24 protein-coding genes and 3 pseudogenes are annotated in these 25,485 nt (G+C 70.6%); 6 read left to right on the top strand and 21 right to left on the bottom strand.

Annotated elements, in window-relative coordinates; genetic code table 11:
- Positions 1-473: 473 nt before the first annotated feature.
- The gene (locus ABT137_RS43650) at positions 474-2,972 is read left to right on the top strand and encodes a DEAD/DEAH box helicase (protein WP_351717942.1); all 2,499 of its coding nucleotides are present in this window, start codon (positions 474-476) and stop codon (positions 2,970-2,972) included.
- A gap of 361 nt (positions 2,973-3,333) precedes the next feature.
- Here the strand turns inward: ABT137_RS43650 and ABT137_RS43645 are convergent, their stop codons facing one another.
- From ABT137_RS43645 to ABT137_RS43625, 5 genes are all read right to left on the bottom strand, one after another.
- On the bottom strand, positions 3,334-4,572 hold the full coding sequence (locus tag ABT137_RS43645; protein ID WP_351717941.1) for a site-specific integrase: 1,239 nt from the start codon (positions 4,570-4,572) through the stop codon (positions 3,334-3,336).
- Positions 4,573-5,098: 526 nt separating this feature from the next.
- The gene (locus ABT137_RS43640; protein WP_351717939.1) at positions 5,099-5,530 is read right to left on the bottom strand and encodes a helix-turn-helix domain-containing protein; all 432 of its coding nucleotides are present in this window, start codon (positions 5,528-5,530) and stop codon (positions 5,099-5,101) included.
- A complete protein-coding gene (locus ABT137_RS43635; RefSeq protein ID WP_351717937.1) occupies positions 5,530-5,895 on the bottom strand; it encodes a tyrosine-type recombinase/integrase in 366 nt (121 codons plus the stop codon). Before ABT137_RS43635 ends, ABT137_RS43640 begins: the two co-directional genes overlap by 1 nt.
- A 1,021-nt stretch (positions 5,896-6,916) precedes the next feature.
- A complete protein-coding gene (locus ABT137_RS43630; protein ID WP_351717935.1) occupies positions 6,917-8,155 on the bottom strand; it encodes an IS701 family transposase in 1,239 nt (412 codons plus the stop codon).
- A gap of 246 nt (positions 8,156-8,401) precedes the next feature.
- Positions 8,402-8,686 (bottom strand): hypothetical protein, encoded by a 285-nt coding sequence (locus ABT137_RS43625; protein ID WP_351717933.1) that lies wholly within the window; start codon positions 8,684-8,686, stop codon positions 8,402-8,404.
- A 104-nt stretch (positions 8,687-8,790) separates the two neighbouring features.
- On the opposite strand from ABT137_RS43625, the gene ABT137_RS43620 reads away from it, so the two are divergent.
- On the top strand, positions 8,791-9,351 hold the full coding sequence (locus ABT137_RS43620; protein WP_351717931.1) for a TetR/AcrR family transcriptional regulator: 561 nt from the start codon (positions 8,791-8,793) through the stop codon (positions 9,349-9,351).
- A 762-nt stretch (positions 9,352-10,113) separates the two neighbouring features.
- Here ABT137_RS43620 and ABT137_RS43615 read toward each other — a convergent pair.
- The 6 genes from ABT137_RS43615 to ABT137_RS43590 form a co-directional block, all read right to left on the bottom strand.
- Positions 10,114-10,596, bottom strand: a complete 483-nt coding sequence (locus tag ABT137_RS43615) for a hypothetical protein (RefSeq protein ID WP_351717929.1) — start codon at positions 10,594-10,596, stop codon at positions 10,114-10,116.
- Positions 10,597-10,615: 19 nt separating this feature from the next.
- On the bottom strand, positions 10,616-11,269 hold the full coding sequence (locus ABT137_RS43610) for an RNA polymerase sigma factor (protein WP_351717928.1): 654 nt from the start codon (positions 11,267-11,269) through the stop codon (positions 10,616-10,618).
- Positions 11,270-11,675: 406 nt separating this feature from the next.
- A complete protein-coding gene (locus ABT137_RS43605) occupies positions 11,676-12,248 on the bottom strand; it encodes a transcriptional regulator (RefSeq protein ID WP_351717926.1) in 573 nt (190 codons plus the stop codon).
- Position 12,249: 1 nt separating this feature from the next.
- Complete coding sequence (locus tag ABT137_RS43600) at positions 12,250-13,794, bottom strand: helix-turn-helix transcriptional regulator (protein ID WP_351717925.1); 1,545 nt, start codon at positions 13,792-13,794, stop codon at positions 12,250-12,252.
- Positions 13,794-14,102, bottom strand: coding sequence for a helix-turn-helix domain-containing protein (locus tag ABT137_RS43595; RefSeq protein WP_351717923.1), 309 nt, complete (start codon positions 14,100-14,102; stop codon positions 13,794-13,796). The genes ABT137_RS43600 and ABT137_RS43595 overlap by 1 nt, the downstream gene beginning before the upstream one ends.
- A 322-nt stretch (positions 14,103-14,424) precedes the next feature.
- Entirely contained in the window at positions 14,425-15,048 is a 624-nt protein-coding gene (locus tag ABT137_RS43590) for an MFS transporter (protein WP_502984669.1), read from the bottom strand.
- A gap of 36 nt (positions 15,049-15,084) precedes the next feature.
- Here ABT137_RS43590 and ABT137_RS43585 point away from each other — a divergent pair, with 36 nt between their 5' ends.
- Positions 15,085-16,260 carry a site-2 protease family protein gene (locus tag ABT137_RS43585; RefSeq protein WP_351717921.1) on the top strand — a complete coding sequence of 392 codons (1,176 nt, stop codon included), beginning with the start codon at positions 15,085-15,087 and terminating at the stop codon, positions 16,258-16,260.
- Positions 16,261-16,524: 264 nt separating this feature from the next.
- Here ABT137_RS43585 and ABT137_RS43580 read toward each other — a convergent pair.
- The 5 genes and pseudogenes from ABT137_RS43580 to ABT137_RS43560 all read right to left on the bottom strand — a co-directional run.
- Positions 16,525-16,782: pseudogene (locus ABT137_RS43580) on the bottom strand (ISKra4 family transposase); the annotation flags it as partial.
- Between the two features lie 826 nt (positions 16,783-17,608).
- On the bottom strand, positions 17,609-18,241 hold the full coding sequence (locus tag ABT137_RS43575; protein ID WP_351717919.1) for a DUF1345 domain-containing protein: 633 nt from the start codon (positions 18,239-18,241) through the stop codon (positions 17,609-17,611).
- A 339-nt stretch (positions 18,242-18,580) separates the two neighbouring features.
- Complete coding sequence (locus ABT137_RS43570; RefSeq protein WP_351717917.1) at positions 18,581-19,291, bottom strand: cation efflux transmembrane domain-containing protein; 711 nt, start codon at positions 19,289-19,291, stop codon at positions 18,581-18,583.
- Positions 19,292-19,310: 19 nt separating this feature from the next.
- Positions 19,311-19,634: pseudogene (locus ABT137_RS43565) on the bottom strand (ArsR/SmtB family transcription factor); the annotation flags it as partial.
- A gap of 71 nt (positions 19,635-19,705) precedes the next feature.
- Positions 19,706-20,107 (bottom strand): heavy metal-responsive transcriptional regulator, encoded by a 402-nt coding sequence (locus tag ABT137_RS43560; protein ID WP_351717915.1) that lies wholly within the window; start codon positions 20,105-20,107, stop codon positions 19,706-19,708.
- Positions 20,108-20,228: 121 nt separating this feature from the next.
- On the opposite strand from ABT137_RS43560, the gene ABT137_RS43555 reads away from it, so the two are divergent.
- Positions 20,229-21,158 (top strand): alkylmercury lyase family protein, encoded by a 930-nt coding sequence (locus ABT137_RS43555; protein WP_351717913.1) that lies wholly within the window; start codon positions 20,229-20,231, stop codon positions 21,156-21,158.
- Positions 21,159-21,245: 87 nt separating this feature from the next.
- On the opposite strand, the gene ABT137_RS43550 is transcribed toward ABT137_RS43555, so the two are convergent.
- The 3 genes from ABT137_RS43550 to ABT137_RS43540 form a co-directional block, all read right to left on the bottom strand.
- A complete protein-coding gene (locus ABT137_RS43550) occupies positions 21,246-21,914 on the bottom strand; it encodes a hypothetical protein (RefSeq protein ID WP_351717911.1) in 669 nt (222 codons plus the stop codon).
- A 262-nt stretch (positions 21,915-22,176) separates the two neighbouring features.
- Positions 22,177-22,584 carry a hypothetical protein gene (locus ABT137_RS43545; RefSeq protein WP_351717910.1) on the bottom strand — a complete coding sequence of 136 codons (408 nt, stop codon included), beginning with the start codon at positions 22,582-22,584 and terminating at the stop codon, positions 22,177-22,179.
- Between the two features lie 56 nt (positions 22,585-22,640).
- Complete coding sequence (locus ABT137_RS43540) at positions 22,641-23,072, bottom strand: hypothetical protein (protein WP_351717908.1); 432 nt, start codon at positions 23,070-23,072, stop codon at positions 22,641-22,643.
- Between the two features lie 46 nt (positions 23,073-23,118).
- Here ABT137_RS43540 and ABT137_RS43535 point away from each other — a divergent pair, with 46 nt between their 5' ends.
- Positions 23,119-23,664 (top strand): zinc-binding dehydrogenase, encoded by a 546-nt coding sequence (locus tag ABT137_RS43535; RefSeq protein WP_351717906.1) that lies wholly within the window; start codon positions 23,119-23,121, stop codon positions 23,662-23,664.
- Here ABT137_RS43535 and ABT137_RS43530 read toward each other — a convergent pair.
- Entirely contained in the window at positions 23,601-23,990 is a 390-nt protein-coding gene (locus ABT137_RS43530; protein ID WP_351717904.1) for an Lrp/AsnC ligand binding domain-containing protein, read from the bottom strand. The genes ABT137_RS43535 and ABT137_RS43530 overlap by 64 nt on opposite strands.
- Here ABT137_RS43530 and ABT137_RS43525 point away from each other — a divergent pair.
- A pseudogene (locus ABT137_RS43525) lies at positions 23,902-24,369 on the top strand (thioesterase family protein); the annotation flags it as partial. The gene ABT137_RS43530 and the pseudogene ABT137_RS43525 overlap by 89 nt on opposite strands.
- A 9-nt stretch (positions 24,370-24,378) precedes the next feature.
- Here the strand turns inward: ABT137_RS43525 and ABT137_RS43520 are convergent.
- Positions 24,379-25,464, bottom strand: a complete 1,086-nt coding sequence (locus ABT137_RS43520; RefSeq protein ID WP_351717903.1) for an MSMEG_0565 family glycosyltransferase — start codon at positions 25,462-25,464, stop codon at positions 24,379-24,381.
- Positions 25,465-25,485 lie beyond the last annotated feature (21 nt).

Here is a 25,485-nt window from a genome sequence, read left to right as displayed (position 1 = left end):
CGCGCGGCTTGCTCCGCAAGCGCGACGCGGCGTCGCTACGCAACGCCAATTCCACGCTCCGCGTGGAATGCCCGGAACTCCGTTCCGGGGCTGCCGGTCCACTCCGTGGCCCAGCAGCGGGATCCGCTCCGCGGATCCCTGCCGTACCGGGGCGCTCCGCACCCCGGTACGAGAAAATGGCAGCGAAAAGGGGTGGGTGGCGAGGAGTCAGGTCGGGTGCGGCTGAGGGGGTGTCAGGAGTCGTCCCCCCTTCCGTCCCCTGTCCGTGTCGAATCCGAAATCGGCCTGACCCTGCGTCACAACTCAGGATCCACCACTTCTCACCATGACAGAACACTGGCGTGCGTCACTTTAGATAGCTGGCTAGATTCTGGGATGATGGTTGAGTACCTCATCCAGCCGAGGGGCCAGGTACCCCTCAAAAACCAAATCACCTCGGGCGCGTCGAAAATGGTGCGGGAAATGGATCCAGAATGGCACGCGCGAGTCTTCGTCCGCATCAGGTTGAGGCAGTGGATTCGGTGCTGCGGAATCTCTCGGAACAGCCTGGAATGGGAATCCCGCCCGGAGGTCTGCGGACTCAGGTTATCGCCGCTACCGGGTCCGGTAAGACGCTGATCGGGGTAGAGTCGGCGAATCGTCTTTCGGCTCGCCGCGTGCTGGTTTTGGTGCCGACGCTGGACCTGCTGCTGCAGATGGCCGCCGCCTGGCGCCAGGGCGGCCGCCACGGAGCGATGGTCGGGGTGTGCTCCCTGCGGGGCCCGGACAGCCAGGGCGTGCCCTGCACGACCGACCCGGACGAGCTGATCGCGTGGACCGCCGGCCCCGAGGCGGTCACCGTGTTCGCGACGTACGCGTCGCTCGGCATGGGCACCCTCCAGCGCGCGCACGCGGCGGGTCTGCCGGTGTGGGACCTGGTCGTGGTGGATGAGGCGCACCGGACCAGCGGGGACGCGGGCAAGCCGTGGGCCGCGGTGCACGACCAGGCCCAAGTCCCTGCCGTGCGGCGGCTGTACATGACGGCGACCGCCCGGGTGTGGGAGGCGGAGGGTGAGCGGCCGCGGCTGGTGGCGTCCATGGACGAGGACTCCGAGGTCTTCGGTCTGGTGGCGTACAAGCTGAAGCTGTCCGAGGCGATCCGGTTGGGGTTGGTGGCGCCGTATCAGGTGCTGTGCCTGGACATCCGTGACCCGGAGCTGTACGCCGCGATGACGACCGAGGCGACCGGCTCCGACGCCGTACGCGGGGCCCGGCTGGCGGCCGTGCAGACCGGACTCATGCGCGCGGCAGTGCAGGAGCGGTTCCGGCGGGTGCTGTCGTTCCACAGCCGGGTCGGGGAGGCGGAGGCGATGGCGGCCGCGGTGCCGGTGACCGCGGGCCGGCTCGCCGAGGACGACCCCGCCACGTTCCCGCCTGCCGAGCAGGTGCGGGCGGACTGGCTGTACGGCGAGCACGCCCCCGCACACCGCCGCCGCGTCCTGGACGAATTCGCCTCCGACTTCCTCGGAGCACCGGAATTCAAGGGCCGGAATGTGCGCGCGGAATTGCGGGTGCTTTCCTCGGTCCGTGTTCTGGGTGAAGGTGTCGATACCGCCGAGTGTGACGCTGTCCTGTTCGCGGACGCGCGTGGCTCGATGGTGGATATCGTGCAGATGGTCGGGCGTGCCCTGCGGATGCGTCCCGGAGTTGGGAAACTGGCTACGCTGATCGTTCCGGTATTCCTCGGTGAAGACGAGGACGCGAACGAACTGCTCACCTCGGATTCGTACGGGACCCTCGCGAAGATCCTCGGAGCCTTGCGGGCGCACGACGCAGAGACGATCGAGGCGCTCGCCGACCCCCGCGTCCGCAACGCCCGTTCGGAGGCAGGCGAGGACGTCGACCGCGACCAGGACGACGGCTACGGCGCCGAGGACGACGACCAGGAGCAGGAGGTCGTCCGTGTCGGCGCGGCGGCGGCCGGGGTGCTGCGGTTCAGTGAGGAACGCGACCCAGCTGCGCTGTCAGCGTTCGTGCGGCTGCGGGTGATCGATCCCGAGGCGGCGTACTGGAGGCGCGGGATCGAGGCAGCCACCCGGTGGCGGCGCGAGACCGGCAGCACCGAGCTGCGGGTGCCGTACACGTACGTCACGCCGGAGGACTGGCCGGCCATCGGCGGGCACCCGCTCGGGATGTGGATCGCGGACCAGCGGCGCTACTACACCGCCGGGACCCTGGAGTCCTCCCGCGTCGCCGAGCTGGAGGCGCTCGGGATGGTGTGGTCGGTGCAGGCATCCGCGTGGGAGGCCGGCCTCGCCGTGGCACGCTCCTACGCCGCGGCGCACGGGCACTTCCTGCCCGCCGCTTCCGTGGTCTGGGACGACTTCCCCCTCGGGGTATGGGCCAAGAACCAGCGCGCAGCGGCCAGGAAGGCCGCGGAGAACGCCGCACGGCGCCAGGCCGGGGAAACGGGTGTCCCGTACACGGGCGAGCTGTCAGAGGGCCGTCTGGAGGCTCTGGCCGATGTGGATCCGGGCTGGTGCCCGGCATGGGAGATCGGCTGGCAGCGCGGCTACCGCCTCGCCCTCGCCCACGTGAAGGCTGGCGGTGCCCTCACAGCCGTGGCGGGTGAACTGATCGTGCAGGGCGAGGACCTGGGCGTGTGGGTCGCCGGGCAGCGGGCCGGGTGGGAGCGGCTGATGCCCGCACAGCAGTACCTCCTGGAGACCATCGGGATCGAGCCCGCGGCCGAAGGCGAGGCGCCGACGCCGGGTGCACTCCGGTCGCAGGACGCCCGGTGGGCCGCGAACCTCGCCGCGGCCCGCCAGTTCCACAAGCGGGAGGGCCACCTCGCCGTACCCCGCAAGCACCTGGAGGCCGTCGATGGCGAGCAGGTCAAACTCGGAGCGTTCCTCGACAACGCCCGCCGCCGCGCCACGAAGCTGAGCCTTGCGCGCCGCGCGGACCTCGATGCTCTCGACATGCGCTGGTAGCGGCAGAATCGGACATGGTGTTGCCCGCCCCCGGGAAATCGGGGGCGGGCAACGGTCGTGCACGCGGTCGTGAAGGGCGGTCGCCTACGCGGCGAAGGCTCCATGAGGCTTCAGCCGAACGATCGTCCTCATGGGCAATAGGTGAGGCCCGGGGACACTGTCCCCTCCACAACCACATTGTTCGCAACGCCGCCCAGGGGCGGGCATTCCCGGGCTGACCGGGGGCCGGGAGCAGCACGCGGAGCCGTCGGCGGGGTGATGCTGGCGGATCCATACGTGAGGCTCGTGCGGTGCTTTTTCGGTTCTGACGGGGTGGTGCGGGACCGATGAAGCGCCCGCAGATCCCCCTGTCGGGGCCTGGCTACGGCCGGCCGCCGGGCGGTGCGTCCGGCTGCAGGGCGTCCAGGCCGGGGTGGGTGACGGTGCTGGTGTAGCGCAGGGCGCTGTTGGTGCTGAGGCCGAAGAGGTCGGTGAGGTGTTTGAGGTCGCCGCCGGTGGCGTGGGCTTCGTGCAGGAGGAGGTCCTCGCGCAGGGCGCGGGCGGTGAGACGAGGGCCGAGGCGGCTGCCGATCCAGAGGTTGTCGACCTGCGCGGTGGTGGTGATCGCGGTGGTGCGGTTGATGAACAGGTGCGGGTTGGCGGTGACAGGCCACTTCTGGTGGCGGTGGACGAGGTAGGTGTCCAGGCGGTCGGCGACGGGCGGAGTGAGGGAGATGGTGCGGCCGTCGACGGTGAGGCGGGGGTGGGGGGCGGTGTCGTAGTCGGTGAGGGTGAGGTGCTGGATCTGGCGGGGGGTCAGGGCGTGGAAGGCGATCAGGGCGCACAGGGCGGCTTGTGCGGGGTCGGTGGAGGTGAGGGCGTCGCGGATGTGGGCGGTGTCCAGGGGGAGCGGGATGGTCGCGGGGTAGGCGCCGACTTTCATGCCGTGGGTGGGGTCGGTGAACACGATGTGCTGGTCTTTGAGGATGCGGAACAGGCAGCGCAGGCCCGTGAGCATGTGGGTGGGGTGAACGCCTGCCGGAGGCCGGACGGTCCGGACGTCGTGCGGGGTGATCTCGCGCAGGGACGTCTTGCCCGCAGCGGTCCACTGGATCAGGGCGGGCAGGGCCCAGGACAGGTGGTTTCGGATGGTGCCTGCCGCGCGCGGGCGGCGGCGGGGCGGATCCGTCCGGCCCTCGCTCATGGTGGTCAGCCAGGCGCGAACCTCTTCGGCCATGGGGGCGGGCAGCGGGGCGATCCGCTTGTGGACCCAGGTGACCACGGCGGGGATGCGGTCGCCCTCGAGGAGGCCGGCCTGTCTGAGGACGGTGGTGATGTGCCTGACGGAGTCGGTGAGCTGGGTCATGGGGGCGATGTCGGCGGGGACCAGGTAGGCGCCCGGGGCCTTCAGGAGGGCAAGAGCGGCGTGGACGCCGAACCGTACGCGGCGGGTCACCACGGGCTTCCAGCCGCAGCGCGCGGCGTGCCGGCGGGTGAGCTGGTCGGCCCATGCCGCCAGCTGAGGGTCCGCGTGGCGGCCGAGGTCCCGGATCGTCCCGCACAGACGGAAGGTGCGGGGGATATGGAAGAGCGCGGGCTGGACAAAGGAGGGCGGCGGCACCGGGGCGGGAGGGGTGCGGGGGCCGGCGTGGTGCCGCGGGGAAGAGCGGCAAGGTCGGCGAGGAACAACTGGGTGCAGGGATGGACTGCCGCCTCCCGCGGGCGGCCCTGCAGCCGGGTTTGGGGGTCGGGGCGGTCGGGGCCGGGCTGGCTGCAGCACAGCCGGCAGGCTCCCTGCGTGTTGAGGACCGCGGTGTGCCCGCACTGGCGGCAGGCGCCGGTGACGGTGTGGACGCGGCACCAGTAGACGCTGCAGAGCCGGCACAGCCTCGTCTGCCGGTGGAGGATGCCCCAGGCCAGACAGTTCCCGCACGAACCGAGAGGCGCGGGCACGGGCGTGGCCGCACCGTGGTGGCAGCGCTCGCACAGGCCCCGGCTCCAGTAGAGGGTGCGGGAGCCGCAGCGCAGGCACGGCGGTTCGGTGACGGGGCCGCCGGGCCAGCAGCGGAAACAGAACTCCACCCCGGGCATGGCCACCGGCCGCTGCCCGCACCCCCTGCACATCGGCGGCCCGCCGCCGGACGGGCTCACAGCGGCGGCAGCGGCCGGTGCGGCCACCGCCCCACCCGCCCGGGCTGCCGCGTCTGTTGAGGCTGCCTGGCTCCTGTGTCTACGGCGGCGGAGGCGGCGGCGGTAGGAGTCCCGGGCGAAACTGGTTCCGGTACCGGGCGCGGACCGGAACCGGCGGCCGCAGAATGGGCGGCAGACGGTTCACCGGCGGCGCGCGGGGCCAGGAGGGGGCCGGTACGGTCACGGACCAGGAGGTCGGAGGGTTCGCAGCCCAGCACTGCGCAGATCACCTCCAGGTCGTCCAGGCGCACACTGACCGGCGTGCCCGACCACAGGTGGGACATCTTGCCCGCGCTGACGGCAAGACCCGCCCCGGCGAGCCGGCGCCTGAGACCGGCCGCCGTCAGCAGACCCCGCTCCACCGCCCGCGCCCGCAGCTCCCACCGCATCAAGACCCCTCCCCCGTCAGGCCCAGCCGCCCGGCGACCCGGCCGCCGGCCGCCGCCCACGCCCGCTCGAGATGCTCGGCGCGCACATGCACGTACCGAGTCGTCGTCTCCACCCGCGCATGCCCCAGCAGCTCCTGGACCGCCTTGAGGTCCACCCCCCGCTCGTACAGCGACGACGCGCAGAAATGCCGCAGCACATGCGGAGTCAGCTGCCCCGACCACACGGGCAGGAACCGCTTGGTGGCGTGGGCCAGCCCCGCACGCAGCGCACCGCGTCCCGCCCACCCCACCTGGGCGTTCACCGGGAAACATCGGCGCCCGCGGATCCAGCGGCGCATCCCCGAACCCGGGGCGGACCTCCTCAAGCCACCACTCCAGCAGCCGGTTCACCCCGTCGGTCCCCGGAACCAGCCGGGCCCTGGGACCCCGCCCCCGGCTCCCCTTCCCATACCGGACGTGCAGCTTCCCGTGCGCACCCCCGTGCGGGTACCGGTCACCGACCTGAAGCATCGCCGACTCCCCCACCCGCAAGCCCACCCGCCGCCACAACGACGCCGCCACATCATTCCGGGCCGCCGGCCCGTACTTCCGCGTCCCGGGCAACTCCCGGCGCCACCCCTCGAACAACGCCTCCATCTCGCCCGGCGAGGGAGGAAGACGCATCACTCCGTCCACCGGACGACGCGGCCGGTTGAACTCATCAACCGGCTGCACCACCTCACAACCCGTCCGCTCCCACACCTCCCGCGCATATCGCGCCGTCAGGAACTCGTAGAACCGGGCCACCGTCACCGCCCGCCTGTACACCGTCTCCCCGGCCAGATCCCGCCCCCGCAGCCACACCAGCCACCCATCCACGTCACGGTCCCTCACCTCCCACAACCGGCAGCCCGTCACCACCGCCAACTCCCTCAACACCGCCCGGTCCTCCCTCAACACCCGGTCCGACAACCCCGCCGCCGCCGACGCCAACACAAACCGGTCCACCAACTCCCCCTCCAAACCCCCCAACCCACCCGGCCCACCCGGCCCCAGCCCCCGGCGGTCCTCCCCCGCGACCACACGCAACATCCCGCACCACCCCCACCGACGACCCGACCCAAACCCCACCTGGATACCGGCCCCCACCTTCAGCAATCCCGAACACAGGGATCAAATCCACCAACCAGGCGAAAACCCACAACACCCCAGACCAGACCACCCACACACCCCACCCACTCACCCCCGGAACCCAGCACCTTCCGCACAGACGACGGCATGCCCCCAGGCGTCGGCCCCAGCCTCGGCATCGACGCCTTCCACGAGCCCGGAACCTGAAAGGTGTTACAGAAGGCCTGATCAGAGTGCGAGACTCACGCCTAGTACTCCAGCTGTAGATCGTGTTGTTCATGTCTGGGATGCGGTTTGTCGCCGGTAATGGCTGGTGCGTGATCGCTCCTGATGGCGGCGGCGCCAGTCTGACCAGCTGAGCCGGTGGGCCGCGTCGTGGAGAGGCTGGACGACGACGGCGATGAACAGGCGCTGGATCTCGTTGCAGGACAGCGGAACCAGGCCGCCGTCTGTGGACTGGCGGGTGTGTTCGTCGGCACGGACTACGGCCAGGAAGGCGTGGGCGAGCATCGAGAGGGTGACCCAGCGGATCCAGGAGGGGTAGCGGCGGACCTGGTGCTCATCGAGGCCGGCCAGACCTTTCTCGCTCTGGAAGGTCTCCTCCGCCCGCCATCTGGATCCGGCGACCTTCACCAAGGTAGTCAGCGGTACGGGATCGGGTGAGTAGCAGCGGTAGTAAGCGAGTTCACCGGTGGTGCGGTTGCGGCGGATCAGTAGCTGACGGTGACCTGGCGCCGCCTCCGCCAGGTCGATGACTGCCCAGTCGTAGAACCGCTGTCCCTTCGCGCCACGTCCGGCTGAGAGCCTCTGCCAGGCCCGCTTGGGCACCTTCTTCGCCAGGGCATCGACGCGGAACGTGCCGGCGCCGGTGGTCACTTCGGCCGAGCAGCCCACCGCGAGCACATGGCCCAGGCCACGTTCCTCCAAGGCGCCGCGCACCTTCGGGTTGCCGCCGTAGACCTCGTCCCCGGTGACCCAGCCCGCGTGGTGTCCGGCGTCCAGGAACCGTTCGATCATCCTGCGGGCCAGTTCTGGCTTGGTTGCGAAGACGGTGTCCTCGCCGAGTCCCGCGGCCTGGCAGCGGGCCGGGGCAGACGTCCAGGAGCGTGGAATGTACAGCTCCCGGTCGACCGCCGCGTGTCCGCGCGGGTCCGCATAGACGAGATAGACGGCGACCTGGGAGTTCCCGATCCGCCCGGCCGTGCCGGTGCACTGTCGCTGGACTCCGACGGTGCGGGTGCCCTTCTTCAGGTCGCCGGTCTCGTCGACAACCGATACCGCGGCCTTGTCGTGGAGGTGCTCGACGATGTACTCGCGCACATCGTCGCGGACCGCGCCGGCGTCCCAGGAGGCCCGGCACAGAAGGTGCTGCATGCCGTGCGGAGTCGCTTCCCCGGCCCGCTCCGCGATCGTCCAGCAGTTTTTGCGCGGGAGGTCGGACAGCAGGCCCAGCACCAACCGCCCGGCCCGCAGCCGGGGTTCGACCCGCACGAACCGTCCCGCGATCCGGCCCATGGCCACCTCGAACGCTTCCCGCCAACGGCCGGGATCTATGCTGTGACCTGCGGCCACCGTCTCGTCGTTTGTCCACACAACTCACGATGATCAACGGTGACCGTACCCGTCTCCGTACCCGCCCCTGCACAGCACCTGATGATCATGCGGTGGCCGCGCCATGCCCGGCCGCGACACCCCGCCCGATCGCTTGCCCGGCAACGGTTTCGTCGAAGAGCCGGTTCCGACCTGGCGGCTGGGGTGGGTTCAGTCGCGAGCGCCCATCGTATGGCCGGTGGCGTGGAACAGACCCATCGGCAGCGCACCGACGGCCATGCCGAGCAGCGCCCAGCCGGGATGCCGCACTGGATGCGCGCCCCAAAGACATAGCCCGGCAAGCGCCAGGCCCGACCAGCCGGCGAGCACGTTGACCACCGGGGAAGATCCGAAGACGGTCGGGAACCGTTCCGCCGCGATGCCCTTGGCGAAGTGAGGATACGCGTTGGCGGCCAGTATGCCGGCCAGGAACGCGAGCAGTACCGCCTGCCACATGCCGGCCTCCATCCCGTTGCTGTGGAATCCGTTGACCCTAGAATCGGACTTGTGACTCCGATTAGAGGATACGGACTGACCACTCCGGTTGCAAGGAGTGGCCGATGACCACCGCCCGGCCCCTGCGCGCCGACGCGCAGCGCAACCGCGCGCGGGTACTGGCCGCGGCAGAGAAGGTCTTCGCGGAGCGAGGTACGGCCGCCTCGACCGAGGAGGTTGCCCGCGCGGCCGGCGTCGGTGTCGGTACCGTTTTCCGGCATTTCCCGAGCAAGGAGGCGTTGCTGCAGGCACTTGTCGTGGAGCGCCTTGCCAGGATCGCCGTCGACGCCCGCGAACATGCCGCATTGCCGGATGCAAGGGCGGCCTTCTTCGACTTCTTCACCTCCGTCGTCCGTGGCTCGGCAACCAAACTCGAACTCGTGGACGCACTGGCCGAATTGGGCATCCACCCGAACGAGGCCGTCGCGACGGTCGCCGAGGAGGTGACCGAAGCCCTGTCCGCTCTACTGCAGCAGGCGCAGCGGGCAGAGGCGGTGCGCACGGACATCGGAGTCAGTGATGTCATCGCGCTGCTCGCCGGCGCCTCTCAAGCTCGCCGGTACGCTCCCGACGACCGGCCGCTAGCCGTCATTCTCGATGGCCTGCGCGTTCCGAGCGCCCAATAGCGCCAGCCCCCGCGGATCCGATGCCGGGCTGTCAGGCACGGGATGCCAGAGCCCCAAAGATCTCAAAGTGCGGCTGTCCTACTACGAGCAAGATCACGATCTGCAGCTGGAGTACTAACCGGTGGTCGGCCTTGCGGGAACCGAGGATGTGATGAGGGTCGGCATCTGCAGTCGGCCGGCGGGCGGTGTCGCAGCCGGGGCCGTCACCGACGGCACGCCTGTCTGCAAGACGCTCGGGTCTTTCTCCCAGACAAGATAGAGCGCGGTGAGAATGCCGAGCCCTACCAGGATGGCTGCTCCCATTCGTGGATTTCGGTAGGCGATATAAACACCCCCGCCTGCGAGTGCGAGAGCAACGACAAGAAGCAGGGTCATCGAAACCGCCTCCGCTCCCGTAGGGAATTATTTGACGGATACCTCATGGGCTCCTCCTCAGTCTCGCTACGAGGACGGAGCCGCGGGCGAAAATCTTTCACCAGAGTCAAAAACAGTGAAGGGCCTGGACACCACCCCTCGTGATGTCCAGGCCCTCTGTGTTACGTCGATCTCCAAACGTGTTGGCCGGCTAGATCCGGCCTTCCCCCTAGAAGGCCATGCCCCCGATAGCCGAGATCAGAGTTCGACGTACCCCCGAACAATCGGTTCACTGCCTGATGGGAGTAACCAGGCCCTCGGGCAGCGCTGATTGAACACTGTGTTCTTTCCACTGTCCAGACTTGTGGCCAGTCGAGTGCCGCAAGCCGGACTGCCGTGCTGAGATTTTCAGCGTATCGAGTTCTGAAGCTGGTGGATGCTCTGCAGAACGCTGGGTCGTTCGGCAGACGGATCGAGGGCAAGTTCATCGACGATCTCGACGGCCACTTCGTCGCCAGCATGTGCCGCGTGGAGCCACCACACGAATGCTGTTGTTTCGTCGTCTACCTGCTCAACGATCTCCGCAATCCTCCTTAAGACACCTCCCTTCCCCTTCTCCTGGTCCTCTTCCGACACAGCTGCAGGGAGAAGGCCCCGCAACTCCTCCAGGAGGTCCTCCGGTTCCGGAGGGACAAGCCATGCCTCCTGGTTGCCTTCCTCGGCCCCGGCCGGCTGCGGGCAGCCCCTGTCACTGGCTGCACCGCAGGCTGCCGTGCCCCGAGCAATCCCTATCTTCGAGAAGAACTCGTCAAGGAATTGCTCGGGGTCGGGTCGGTCGCCTGAGGAAGATCGGGAGTTGAGTGCCAAGGTGAGCTGTTCTGCGACGTTCACTATGGCTTCCTCCCTTCTCTCAGTTCCTCTTGCAGGCTTCCCCAAGAGCCTTGAGTGCCCTTTTCTCGTAGCGGCGCACAGTTGCCTCCGAGATACGGAGGACCGCTGCTGCCTCTGCGCTCCTGAGTTCCCGCGCGTAGCGCAGGCGGATGACCAGACGCCAAGTCGGATTCAAGGTTTGCAGGACATCAAGCATCCTGTTAAAGCTGTCATCGTCCTCGACGCGCGAGTATTCGCCGGTCCCGACGATTACTTTCCTGGCATCTTCTTCTTCTCGTTCTTTCCGGGACTTTCCGCTTCGGATCGCGTCGATAGCCGCATGGGCGACCGACCTGTACGCATAGCCCCGGTTACCTAAAATGCGAATCCTGAATTCCGGATCGGGCCAATTTTTCCAGAACCTCAGAAATACGTCCTGGACCGCATCCTGCGCATCCCAAAGGTTGCCAGTAATCCGGTGAGCGACCCTGATGAAACTGTCCGTGCACTCTTCGCAGTATTTAACGAAGTCAGCACAGGCTTCCGGGGATATCGCCTCCGTGGCAGAAGTGGCTTTCTCCTGCGCAGAGTTCAGGCCCGGCGTGGCTTCCGGGTCCGGGGACTCGCCGGCGAACGGAGGCACTGAGGGCCTCCTGTCCTCCCGCGGGTCTTCGAAGTGGTCGCCGATCTCCATCGACGGCCCCCTTCTCGGTAAGACCGGCTCGGGCCCCGTGTCCCAGAGAAGGCACCGAGTCCGATGGGCCGGGGCGGAAACCCTGGCTTGCAAGTGATGACGGAGCAGCACCCCGGTTTCCGTCACCTCGGATCAAGATCTTTTCCAAGCGGGCGTTACTGCTGGTCAGACACCTGGGAGCAGGTGCACCAGCAGTCCCTCACCCGCCATGCCACCAGCCAGCTCCGCATCCAGGGCCATTGCAGAATTCTCAGACCGCGTCACCCATGGGGTTCCTCTCCCGTCCGGTGTCATGTCCCCGCCCCCTCCGACTCCACGCGCATGGCCTGCAAGTTCTCACCAGATGACACTCGCCTGACACCGGATCCGAGAGCACGGCACGGGATTTGCGACCCTGCACAGTCGGTCAGGCGGCGAAGCCGATGGCGGTGACGTACTCGTACTGGCCCCACTGGGAGCCGAGGTCGACGACCTTGTCGATCCACGCGTCGTCCAGGGCCTGGCCGTCGGCGGCGGCCCACGCGGCGACGATCCGGTCCCACCGCCGCACGTTCATGGTCCGGAACGCGACCACGCGCTGGTGCGGCTGGGTGACATGGGACTGGTTGACCGGGTGGAACTCCACCCGGGTGCCCTGGCCGCCCCGGTTGAGACGGGCGAGCAGGTAGCGGGCGACGTTCTCCCGCCGCACGGTGCGATACGCCTGCTCGATCCGCTCCAGGTTCCGGCGGGAGGGCGAGCGGGTGCCGGCGAGCCAGGCCTGGACGGTGCGGTCGGTGACGGTGAGGCCCGCGGCCCGGGCGGCGGTGCGGGCGTGGTCGCTGCGGGTGAGGTAGTGCAGGCGGGCGAGCAGGCCGCGCGGGGCGGTGACGGGGGTGGCGATGTACCCGGCGAGGGCGTCGAGCTGGCGGGCGACGGCCTCGTGGCCCTTGACGCCGCGGGCGCCGAAGTGGCCGAAGTCGAGGTTGCGCTCAGGCATGTCAGGCCTCTTCCGGAGCTGCGGGGCCGGCGTCGCCGATGGTGTAGACGTCCTTGGGCTTCATCTCGGTCAGGCCGCGGCCCTCGGGGAAGACGGCGCGCCAGTCGCCGATGACGTGCAGTTCGTCGGTGCCCATGGCACGGACGACCATCAGGCCCTGGTCGTAGGCCCGGTGGGCCCTCCACCACAGGTTCGCGAACGCCTGCGAGCGGATGAGGTGCATCCAGTCGGTGCGGTAGAGCTCGCGGTTGTAGTTCGACTCGCCCATGGTGGAGACGAACTTCGAGTACATCGCCTTGACGTACTCCCCCGTCACGTCGTCGTCCTCCGCGATCGCCCGGTCCCGGGCGTCCTTCAGTGCGACGCGGAACTTCTCCAGCAGCCCCTCGGTGGCCCCGGACGTCCACGACTCATGGATCACGGGCGCCTCGCACAGCCCGTACTTCGGTCCGGAGATCCGAAGCAGCAGGCGCAGGGTCGGCTCGGTCACCCACAGCGGCCCGGGTTCGTCGCGCTGGCCGATCGGGCTGGGCAGCACCGCCTCGTGGTCCCAGCCTGGCGGGGTGATCAGGTGCACGCCGGCGCGGCGCGGATTGTGCCGGCCGTCGGTGGAGTGCTCCAGCTGGCCGAGCGGCAGATGCGTCTTGAGCGCGCTCAAGTAGGCCCCGTTGACGTCCAGCGCGGTCACCTCGTGGGCGCCGGCCGGGAGTTCGGGCCTGGTCCACCTGGGGCGGGCCTCCCAGACCTGGTCCGCGCCCTTCGCGGTCTGCTTGCGCAGCACGTCCGGCAGCCACGGGTGCGCGACGACGTCGTAACGGCCGCCCAGGCGGGCCTGGTCCAGCAGGGCCATCGCGTCCGGGATCGCCCGCTTCACCAACGCCTGCGTCGCTTCGTCCGCGTCCCCGCTGTGCTCGGCGAGCGCGGCCGCGACCGCCGAGATGATCCGCCCGGCGAGCGGGTCCGGAGCGCCGGCGGGCCGCACCCGGCGCCCGGCCGCCACGACCTTCACCCCCTGCCGCCCGCGCGGGGCCTGCCACGCCCCGCCGGCGCCGCCCCGACCGCGCTCTCCAGCAGCCGGAGCGGGCACCGGCTGCGCGGCCGCGGGCAGGGACACGGCCGCGCACTCGGCCGGGTCCAGGTGCTGGGGAAACCCCTCGACCTGGTGGCGGGCCGGCTGCCCGCACAGCACACACGGCTGGGGCGTGGCGAGCACGTCGCCGTCGTCGTCCGCGCCCACCACCGGCCCGGCATCCGCGACAGCCTCGTCCCCGGGTTCGCCGGCGGAGCTTTGCCCGGCCGTCCCGGCGCTCAGTTTGGCCCTGGCCCCTTCGAGGAAGTACGCGTACTTCACCCTCGTCTCACCGCTCGGCTCCCGCCCTGCCTCCCAGCCCCCGACCGTGGAAGGGCTCACCCCCAGCACCTGAGCGAGCTGGGCACGCGAGAGGTTCAGCTCTTCACGCAGGAGGCGCCGCTCCTCGGCCATCGGCAGCGGGACCTCCTTCCCGGCGCCGGCAAGGAGTGCGTCGATCGCATCGAAGTCCGTCATCACGCCCCCTCCCCGACAGCCGTGGGACGCCGGGTCCCGGTCCGATGGCCGCGGGTGCGGCGGCGTGGGGCGGGCAGCGCCTCGGTGGCCTCGGTGGGGCCCGCAAGAAGGTCCAGGACGTCGATGCCGTAGTGCGCGGCGACCGCCTCACAGTCCGCCAGAGTCCAGGCCGCGGTTCCGCGCTGACGACGGCTCACCTGTGCCTGGCTCACCCCCAGGACAGCGCCCAGTGCGGACTGCGATTCACCGGTCGCGTACAGGAGCGCCGCCACCGCCGACCTCACCCGCTCCTCCAGACCCATAGCCATGACGCCAACCTTACCGCCTATACCTCATTCTCTATTCGTTTCGCGCACAATACTGGATCACGGAGACTCACTCAGCCAGAGACGAGCACGCATGCAGGGCCCCGGGCACGGGCAGCCCCGGGTGGCCTCAGGACTCCACCGGGGCCCCGCGGGCGGGTACAGCACCCGCACGACGGCAAGAGCGGTGACCACGCGGTGGTCACAGTGCCATGGGAACGGGCCGGCACCACCGCCCGCCGCTTTGCCTGCCGTGGTCGCCGCCTTCCACGACGGCGTCGCATGCGCCGCGAGCGCCCACCGGGTGCCGCAGTCACCCTCGGCATCACCTGCCAGGACGACGGCGTACGCCTTGGATGACCGGACCGGCGGCGGTCAGTACGGCCAGGGCCGCGAACCCATGGGTGAGGGTGGTGGCCGTGGCGACGGCGGCGGCGGGCAACGGGCCGCCCGCGGCACCGAGTCCGCGCCCGAGTTCGGCGGCGCCCATGGTCTGGCCCAGGCGTTCGGCGGGCGTCGCCGCGGCAAGGGCAGCGAACCCGAGCGGGGTGATCAGACCGACTCCGGCGCCGGTCAGGGCGGCGCCGGTCAGGATGCCGGTGAGGCCGGGCTGCATGGCGCAGCCCAGTCCGGCGGCCGTCAGCAGCAGTCCGGCGGTGAGGCCGGAGCGGGTGGAGAGGCGTCCCTCATCCAGCGCGCGACCCGCACGGGGCTGCACGACGGCCGCACACGCGGCGAGCACCGACACGGTGGCGCCTGTGGCGACCGTGCCGAGCCCGGCCGCCCGACCCGAGACGGGGAGGAAGCCCACGCCGGCCGAGAGTGCGGCGGTCGGGGCGGCCAGTGCGGCGGTCGGGGCGGCCGGGGCGGCGGTCGGGGCGGTCGGGGCGAGGAAGGCGGGGTCGGCCGGCCGCCGGGCCAGCCGGTGGTGGGGCGCCGGACGGACCATGGAAGGGGGCCCGGACTGCGGTCGGGGGTGATGGTGATGAAGGGTTTGATCCGGATCGGAAGTGTGCGGGGAGTGGCGGTGCGGGCGCACTGGACCGTGCCGTTGATCATGCTGCTCTTCGCATACGGTCTGGCCGGCCGGACACTGCCTGCGTACGCGCCGGGCCGGGCGCCGGTGGTGTACGCGGCCGCCGGAGTGGCCGGTGCTCTGCTGCTGCTGGTGAGTCTGGTGGTGCATGAGGCGGCGCATGCGCTGACGGCCCGCAGGGCGGGGATACCGGTGCGGGACGTGACGCTGTGGGCGCTTGGCGGAATGACCCGGATGGACGGGCCGACGACGGCGCGGGCGGCGTTCGCGGTCGCCGTCAGCGGGCCGCTGGCCAGCCTGCTGCTCGGCGGGGCAGCCATCGCAGGCGCGGCCGGGATGCAGGCCGTGCTGGGCTGGCGGATGCCGGTCGTCGTGCTGGGCTGGCTGGGTGGCATGAACGTGCTGCTGGGCGTCTTCAACCTCTTGCCGGCCGCGCCGCTGGACGGTGGCCGGGTGCTCCAGGCCGTGTTGTGGTGGCGTACGCGGGACCGCGAGCGGGCCCAGCGGGCAGCGGGGCGCAGCGGACAGGTCATCGGCATGGTGCTGGCCGTGCTGGGCTGGTCGGCGTTCGTGCGGGGGGTGTCGGACGGACTGTGGCTGATGGTCATCGGCGTGTTCGTGGCGGTCACCGCCGCGGCCCAACGGCGGTGGGCCCAGCTGTCCATGGCCGTGCGCGGCGTCCGGGTGGCTCAGGCAATGACCAGCCCAGTGGTCACCGGTCCCGACTGGCTGACCGTGGACCGCTTCCTTGCCGACGTGGCCGCTCACACGCGACATTCGGTGTTGGCGCTGGTGGACTTCGAGGGCCGCCCCAGCGGGGTCGTGCAGCTGCGCAGGCTGGCTGCCGTGCCGTCCGGGCGGCAGCAGGCGCTGCGGGTACGGGACCTGGCGACTCCGCTGTCGCAGTGCACGCTCGCCGCACCCGACGAGCTGCTGGCTGCGGTCCTGGAGCGCCTCGGCTCCGGGGGCGGACTGCCCGTCCTGGTCATGGACGGCGGCCGTCTCGGCGGTATCGTGACCGCGCACGACATTCAACGGCTCTCCCAGCGGAATCCGGCGGGACGGGAGGGCAAAACGGCACCTCCCGGCGGCGGTGGCGGCAGCAGCCCCGGTATCGATGCGTAGCTGTCACGCACCCCGCAGAAGTTGGTCGCGGCGCGATGCGGTCGTCTCCCCCCCGGCCGATGCCGAGGACCGCCCCCGCAACACCATTGCGTACCTGTCGCGGACCGATGCGCCCACCGGCGTGATCTGCTGGGTCCACGCCCGACGGGACCCGATGGAGCAGCACACCCTGCTCAACCACACCCTCGCCGCTCTCGCTCACCGCCCGCATATCGAGGCACTCGTCGGTGGGTGCATGCAGTTCCTTTCCAGGGAAGCCCCTGATCAAGCGGTGAGCTGGTAGCGGTGCTGGTCAGGGCCGGGGCAGAAGCGCCGGTACTCACGTTCGAGGTGAAACACCCAGTACGAATCGAAGTCGCCGTCGTCGATGAGCGCGCGGAGTTCGAGGACGGCTTCGGCACCGTCCAGGCCCCAGTGGGCACCAGTGATCTCGAGCCGGTCGCCGATCAGGTGACGGCACGCCCCTTCGACGGCGCCGGTGGCGATCGGCCAGCCGCTTTCGAGGGCGGTGCCGTACCGGAGCCGGCCGAGGCAGGACTCGTGCACCTGCCGCCTGCGGGGAAGAGGTCCCCGGGGGCGCCGACGACCAGCTCCCGGGCGCGGGAGGCCCGTTTCCTGATGCCCCGCACTACCTTCGCGACCTCAGACGGCCAGGAAACCGCCGGCGACGGCGAGCCGACCCGCTCTGCCCGTCCGCCGCGCGCGTCATGTCTTCACCCGTCCGTCCTTCGACGGGCCGCTGTGCCCCCCTCAAGAGGGGGAAGCAGGCACAGAGTTCGACGCCCGGCTTGCGGCGGTGATCACAGGAGCCGGTCCTCCCGCACGAGCGCATGACCCAGACAGACACCTACGGGTCCAGGAAGCCCGGCATCGATGGCTTCCGAAAACGGGGACCACCGGAAATACTCCGGGCCGAGCCGAGCCTCTGCGGACTGGGTTCCGGACAACAACCGGCACACCACGAACGAGCGCGCGTCCGCCGGAGCAGTGCCCGTCGGTCGTAGCAGCGTTGGGCCGTCGACGAGACAACCGGTCAGCTCGTACCACCAGGCACGCCACAGTGGCCGCCGCCGATCCGGCCGCTTCAGGAGCGCCTGACGGCAGTTCCCAGCTGCCCTTCTCGTTCACCAGCAGCAGACGCCCGTCGTACACGACGCCCGCGTCCACCACGCTCCTGGCGGCCCGCTCCGACATCATGACCCACCCCTGCCCTCCCGCTCCGTCTGACTTCTGGCCAGCCGGCCACGTCAGCGCGACGCATGCTCCCTCCCCCGGACACACCGGCTCACGCCGTACGGTCACCAAGCCCTGGGCAGTCGCGGCCCGACCCTGCCCCGGAGCCTCCACCTCAGCCGCTGACGATTCCCACGACGAGATTGATGGCGGTGGCGAGAATGCCGGTGCCGAAGACGTAGGACAGCAGTGTGTGACGCAGCACGATCGCCCGGATCGCCGAACTCGACACATCGGTGTCGGACACCTGATAGGTCATGCCGAGGTTGTAGCTGAAGTAGAAGAAGTCCCGGTACGCCGGCGGGTCGTCCGAATTGAAGTCGATCCCGCCCTCGGACTCGTAATACACGTAGGCATAACGGGAGGCGTACATCAGATGCAGCGCGGCCCAGGCCGTGAAGACGCAGCACAGGGCGGTCGCGGCCGCCACATGGCCGGGGTCGGACTCCCCGCGCCCGAGCAGCAGCACGATGGCGGACAGCCCGCACAGAGCCACCGCGACCACCACGAGTTCATCGGTCACGGGACGGAAGTCCTCACGCCGCGCATTGCGGTGGGTGGCCGTGGCGTCCATCGGCCACAGCACCGCCCAGCCCGCCAGGACGAAGGACAGTTCCGTCGCGGCGATCGCAGCCAGCGCGCCCAGTGCCCCATCGGTCGCCAGCGCCACGGCCACGCCGGCCACCGATCCGACGATCGCCGCGCCGGTGAGACGGGGCACGGCATCCAGGGGCAAGGAGCGTCTCATGCAGCATCACGGTAGCCCCGTCGCCGCCGGTCAGCGCACTTCACGGCGCCTGATCCACACGGCGGGACGCGGAGCCGTCCGAGAAGCGGTGGCGTTGCGAACGCTGACCCTCTGCGACTCCCCAAGATCTTTGCCAGAGCCCGTCTTTCGTGAACAGAGCCAGAGCCTCACCTACGGATTCGCCGCCCTCGCCCCGCTGCTCACTGCCGGTCCACTCCTCACCCCGGCCCGCACACCACCGCACCGCCCCCGCCCCCGCCCCCGCCCGACAGTAGGCATACGGCCCCGAGAACACCGGTACAGCGCTGATCGGTGCGATGGAGCAGAACGCCAGGGAGGTCAGTTGCAGCAGTCCCAGCCGGGGCGGCAGCCGCAGGCGTCCGCCTCCTGCCGCTGGGCGGGCATCGCGGCGGTGGGAGCCGCGCAGCAGCCCTTGCCCTGCCAGGCGTCACGGCCCTCCTTGATGGCGATGGCGGCGATGACCAGGGCGGCGACCGGGTCGGCCCAGGACCAGCCGAGGGCGGCGTTGAGGACCAGGCCGGCCAGGAGGACGGCGGAGAGACAGGTGCACAGCAGGGTCTGCCTGGAGTCGGCGACCGCGCTGGCGGAGCCGAGTTCATGTCCGGCCCTGCGCTGGGCGGCGGACAGGAACGGCATGACCGCCAGTGACAGGGCGGCGAGCACGATGCCGGGGACGGACCGTTCGGCTGCGCCGGTGCCTGTCAGGGCGCGGACGGCGTCGACGGTGACGTACGCGGCGAGGGCGAAGAACGAGATCGCGGTGATCCGCAGGGTGCGCTGCTCGCGCGCTTCCCGTACGGCGTGGCCGGCTGCGGAGAACCGCCAGACGACCGCGGCGGCCAAGGAGACCTCGATGACGGAGTCCAGGCCCAAGCCGATCAGGGCGGTGGAGGAGGCACGGATGCCGGCGGTGATGGCGACGACCGCCTCGATGACGTTGCAGGTGATCGTGGCGGCGACCAGCAGCCGTATTCGCCTGGCGAGAGCGTCGCGGCGGACAGGTGAGGGGCCGAGGGATATCGCGGTCATCAGCAGCACCCCTTGGTCTCTTGGTCTCGGCGTCGACGCACGTGCGGTCGGTCTCGACGGCCACGACGGCGGTGCGCAGGCCGTCCAGGGCGTGGCCGAGGCGTTCGCCGGCGAGTTCGTAGCGGGTGCGGCGGCCGTCGGGGGCGGTGACGACCAGGCCGCAGTCGCGCAGGCATGCCAGGTGGTTCGACAGTCGGGTACGGGAGATGCCGAGGGCGTCGGCGAGGTCGGCGGGGCAGGCGGGCGCGTCGCGCAGGGCGAGCAGGATGCGGCAGCGGATCGGGGCGGCGAGCGCGCGGCCGAACCGGGCCAGCACCTCGATGCCGGAGGCAACATTCAGCACACCATCACAGTGCACAACTGAATTCAGGGAATCATGGATTGTCGATGCGCCGGGGGCTGCCGGTGTGGACTTCAAGCGGGCCGGCTGAAGATGCGGCAGATGTCGGCACCGCTGCAAGAAGCCGGGTCGGTTGCGACGGCACGCTGGGCGAGTTCCTTGAGCGCGCTGCGGGTTTTGCGCAGTTCGGCCAGGCGGCGGTCGATGTCGTCGAGGTGTTCGTGGATGAGGTCGCTGACATGGTTGCAGGGGGCTTGCCCGCTGTCGCGCAGGGTGAGGATGCCGCGGATTTCAGCGAGGGTGAGCCCGGCGTGCTGGGCGTCACGGATGAAGGTGAGCCGCGTGGCGGCTCCGGCGGGGTAGTCGCGGTAGCCGCCCGTGGTGCGCGGGGGCTCGGGCATGAGGCCGACCTGTTCGTAGAAGCGGACGGTCCTGGCGGGGACTCCGCTCGTGGTGGCCAGCTCGCCGATGCGCATACTTCCAGGCTAGCCCTTGACCTTCCAGTGCGCTGGAAGGTCTAGCGTCAGGCTTCGAACGGGGAGGTCGACGGCAATGCGGATCACGGTACTGGCGGTTCCGGACTGTCCGAACGCACCCGTGGCACATGAACGGGTCCGTGCCGCGCTGGCGGGACGGACGGCCAGGGTCGAGGCGGTGGAGGTGCGCGATGCGGCGGAGGCGGCCCGGTGGGGCATGGCCGGCTCGCCCACGGTGCTCATCGACGGAACCGACCCGTTCGCGCAGGCCGGGACGGTGCCGAGCGTGTCCTGCCGGATCTACCGGCACGCGGACGGGACCGTGGACGGGGCACCGCGCGTGGACGAACTACGCCAGGCCCTGGGCGCCGCCGGTGGGCCCGGGGCCGTGGAAGAGGGGTGCTGCGAGTCGGACCTGCTCGACCCGACCGGCCGGGCCGGACGCGGGCGGCGGGCCCCGGCCGAGCGTGGGCTGCGCGCCGTGCACCAGGCGGTACTGCGGTCCTTCACCGCCACCGGCCAGGCCCCGCAGACCGCCACGCTCACACCATTCGCGGCGAGCGCCGGACGCCCTGCGCACGAGGTCCTGGCAGAGCTGGCGCGCGAGGACTTCCTCACGCTGGACGCGAACGGCCAGATCAGGGCGGCATACCCGTTCTCGGCAGTACCCACCGCGCACCGGGTGACTTTGGAGAGCGGGGTGAGCATGTGGTCGATGTGCGCGATCGACGCGCTGGGCATCCCGGAGATGCTCGGCACCGACGCGGTGATCGCCTCCCCGGATCCGGTCACCGGCGAGCCGGTCACCGTTTCCAGCGAGAACGGGCACATGGTGTGGGAGCCCGACTCGGCAGTGGTGGTCGCCGGCCGCCGCTCATGCTCCGGGCCGGCCGCTGCCGTGTGCTGCGACGCGCTGAACTTCTTCACCAGCGCTGACTCGGCCCGGTCCTGGCTGGAGCAACACCCGGACGTGCAGGGGAAGACCCTGAGCCAGCAGCAGGCAGCAAAGATCGGCCGGCAGATCTTCGGGCCGCTCCTGGCTGCCGGCTGAACCACGGGGGCAAGCGCCCGCCACACCGGCGGCGGGACCGTCGGGCAGCCACAGCGCGATGACGCCAGTCGACGGCGCCGGCTTAAGTCAGCTGATGCCGAGCGTGGTGAGCGCCGTGGTCCAGTCGGTGACGATCGCCTGCTGGGCCTGGACGAGGGTGATCCTGCCGGCGCAGACCGCGGTGTGCAGTTTGGTCTCCACGGGGTCCTTCTTGTTGTTGACGCCCTGGCTGCTCTTGTGGCCCGGATCCGAGGGTTCGATCCACAGGTTGCGCGGGTCGTTGGGATCGCCGCCCAGCTGAAGGCTGATCAGATGGTCGTACTCGACCTCACTCATGGCGCCGGTGTAGCCGTAGGAGGCGGCGTTGAGCTTCTTCTCCTTGCCGGTGATGTAGGCGGAGGGACGGATGCCGGAGGTGTAGCCGCCCTTGCGGCAGATCGTCGTCTTCAGGTTGGCCTGGGTCACGGCCGGGGAGACCGCGCCCGGGGTGCACGCCGCATCCTCCAGCGGCTCCCCCTTCTCATACCGGAAGTGGCACGACCCGGCGGCCGGCTGCTGCTGCACCGTGTACTTCTTCTGCGGGCCCGCGCCGACCGCGATCGCATGCCCCGCGCCCGCGGCCCCGGACCGGGACACCTCCGGCGCCGAAGCACCCGACGAAGAAGGGTCCGACGTGCCCAGCGGGACAGACGAACAGCCCGCCAGCAGCAGACAGGTCAGCAGCGCGGGCACGACGGCAGGGCGGACAGGTGGCATGACGACCCCTCACGGGCAGGTGACAGCTGAGCAGATGCTGCCCTACCGGCCATCCCGCACGCCGGGCAGGGGGTGCGGGCAGGAGCACAAGCATCAGACGCCGGGGCGCACGGCGGGGCAGCCGAGGCGCCGACGGTCCCCCGGGTGCCCAGGCTGTGTACGCCGTTGACGTGCCACTCACGGTGAGCGGCACACCAACGGCTGCCGGGCCGCGGGGGGTGTGCCGGGCCCGTACGGTCACCGGCCCGCGGGACCGTGCCGGTCAGCGGCGCGCGTCGCGGCGCCCGCCATCACGGTCGCCGCGCTCGTCGCAGCCGCCGCCGTCCCGGTGCTCACCGTGGTGGTGGCTCCAGGAAGCGTCGACGACGAAACGGCCGACCTCGTCGCGCAGGGTCGCGGTGGAGTCGTCGCTGTTCCGCACGTAGTTGCGGCGGCCCTGGTAGACGTCGATCGCGGTGTCGCGGTCCTCGCCGGCGTGGACGCGGACCGCAGCCCGCCCCTCTCCAGCCGGAAGCGGCGGAAGGTGTAGGTGTGGCCGGCCCTCGACGCCACGACTGGCCTCACCGGCATCGCTCACGGCCTGCTGCCCACGGCCGGCCCTGAGCGATGCCCTCACCGCGAAGACCGCCGCCCACAGGGCGCGGGTCTTCCCGGTGGAACCAGCCGCCACGGGAATGCGTCGTGCCGGTGCTCTGCCGTGGGGTGACCGCTCGGGTGGGTGCCGGGTCAGCCGATGCCGGTGACCGCCGGCGCCGTGGCCCAGTTGGTCCTGATGGCGCTGCGGGCTGAGGCCAACGTGATCGTGCCCGCGCAGACCGCATTCTTCACCTTCGTTTCGACCCCGTCCTTGGCGGTGGCGGTCTCCGTGCCGGAATGCGGCTCTGGCCACAGATGGGTCGTCGCCGTCGGGGAGCCGCCGAGTTCGAGGGGCATCAGGTGGTCTTCCTCGTAGCCGGCGGTTCTGGTGTCGCTGTACCCGTGGTCGATGACGCCCTGGACCCTCAGCGGGTTGGTGTAGGAGGTGGGCGGGCGGACGGTCGCGGTCCAGCCGGACACGCAGATCGTGGACTGCGTCAGGGCCGAGTAGTAGGCGCCGGGCATGCACTTGGAATCGGGCAGCGGCAGACAGGACTGGGAGCACGTTGCGGCCTTCCTCACCGACATTCTCACCACCGGCTAGGAGGTCGGCGTCCTCAACGGCCAGGTGCGTCCCGGCGACACCGTCGTCATCGTCGGCGCCGGACCGGTCGGCCTGTCCGCGACCGTCACCGCCAAGCTGTTCTCCCCGCGCAACGTCGTGGTCGTCGAACGCACCCCCGCCCGCCGCGAGATGGCCCTCGAACTGGGCGCCGCCCACGCGGTCGGCGAGGACGAGGTCCACGGCCTGGTCGGGAAGCTGGCCGACGGCTACGGCGCCGACGTCACCATCGGGGCCGTCGGCTTCCCCGACGCCTTCGAACTCGCCGCCGACCTGGTCCGCTCCGGCGGCCGTATCGCCGACATCGGCGTCCACGAGGGCCCGGCCACCCTCCACCTGGAGAAGCTCTGGGCCAAGCAGGTCACCATCACCACCAACATCCCGTCCGGACTGACCATCCCCCAGCTGATGAACCCCATCGCCACCGGCGCCCTCGACGCCACCCGGCTCATCAGCCACCGCCTGCCGCTGGCCGAGACCATGCAGGGCTACGACGTCTTCACCCGCAGCGCCGAGACCGGCGCCCTGAAGGTGGTCCTCACCAACAACTGACCACTCCGGCAAGGCCGTCGAGCCGGGTCCGTTCTCCCCTGCGGGCCCGGCTTGACGGTCTTCATCGCGAAGTGCGAGGTGACGTTCTTGATGCGGGGGATGGTCATGACGCACCGGCCGAGGAATGTCCCGTAGGCGGGCAGATCGGCCACGGCCACGCGCACGAAGTAGTCGGGGCTGCCGAACAGCCTCCGCAGCTCCAGTACTTCCTCTGCGCAAGGCGCACGCCGTCTGCGCGCCGCCCTCGACACCAGCGCCGTTACCGGCGGACCCGACGACCGCCTCACCTCGCCGGAGTCCCTCGCCCCGTGGCCGGCGACCGGCATCCGGCCCGGCGGCTACATCGACTCCGTGGAGATCCGCCCGGTCGCACCGCCCCGACCGGGCCGTACGGCCGCCTGGGTCTCCACACCGCTTGAGCTGGTCGCCGGTGGGTCCGCCGGCCCGCTCGCGTCGTATGTCGCCCTCGTCGACACCGCCAACGGCATCGCCGTCCGTCAGCCGCCCACGGCGTGGATGTTCCCCAACGTCGACCTGACCATCCATCTCCACCGCCAACCGCGCGGCCCCTGGACGGGGTTGGACACCAAGGTCACGTTCGGCCCCACCGGTCAGGGCCTGACCAGCACGGTCCTGCACGACCTCGACGGCCCGGTCGGGCACGCCTCGCAGATCCTCACGGTCCGCCCGCTGCCGGGAACGTGACGCGTCCGGTCAGTGGAGGGAGCGGTACAGGGCCAGGTGGCGACGGGCCGCCTCGACCCAGGTGTGAGCGGCGGCCAGTTCCCGTCCGGCGGCCCGCCTGGCCGGGTCGTCGACCGTGAGGGTGTGGCCGAGTGCGGTGGCGAGCTGCGCGGGCGTGGCGGCGAAGTGGGCTGCTGGGCCGAAGACCTCGCGCAGGACGGGCAGGTCCCGTACGACCAGGGGGACGCCCGCGGCGAGCGCTTCCATGGCGGCGAGGCCGAAGCCCTCCTTGAGCGAGGGGAAGGCGAAGGCATTCGCGGCGGCGACGAGGGCGGGCAGCTCGTCGTCGGGTACCGGGCCCAACACGATTGGCTCGACGTGGAGTTCGGCCGCCCGCACTTCCCAGCGGGCGCGGTAGTCGCGATAGTCGAAGAGGGTCTCGCCGCCCGCGATCACCAGCCGGACGCCGGGGTGGTCGGCGCGCAGCAGGGCGTAGGCCTCCAGCAGGTCCAGGGAGCCCTTGCGCGGTTCGATGCCGCCGACGGTGAGAATGTAGCGGCCCAGGCGGGAGCGCCAGACCGCCCTCGCCGTCGGCTCGGTGGTCGCGAAGCGCTCGTACGCCACGCCGTTGGGGATCACCTCCGCCGTCAGGGCCCAGCCCGCCCGGAGCTCGCCCGCCACGGCCGCCGACACGCAGACGTGCGCGTACGGTTCGACGATGGCCCGCTCGTGGCAGGCGGCCAGCTCGGGCGTCGTGAAGTGGTCGATGTGGTGGACGGTCCGGACACAGCGGCCGACGGCGTTGGCGCTGATGCAGTCCTGGGCGTGGACGATGTCGTACGGGGCGGGGTCGAAGGCGTCGCGGAGGGTGGCGATGGAGCGCACGACGCGTCGGCCGACCGTCTCGTCGGCGGGGCCGGAGACGCTGTCGGAGAATGGCACGATCCGCAGCCGTACCGCCGGGGAAACGGGCCGGAAGAAGCCCGTGTCGCCGCCCCGGCCCAGCGTCCACACCGTCACGTCCTCGCCCAGCGCGGCGAGGGCCTCGGCGAGGTGGAGGGTGTGCACGACGCCGCCGCGCGGCTTGGTGGAGTAGCTGAGCAGGGCGATCTTCACGAGGGTGCTCCCGGAGGCTGG

Source organism: Streptomyces sp. NPDC001980 (assembly GCF_040296885.1).
Taxonomy (GTDB): domain Bacteria; phylum Actinomycetota; class Actinomycetes; order Streptomycetales; family Streptomycetaceae; genus Streptomyces.
The sequence above is the reverse complement of the archived record's forward strand: the minus strand, read 5'-3'. Positions and strand labels throughout refer to the sequence as shown.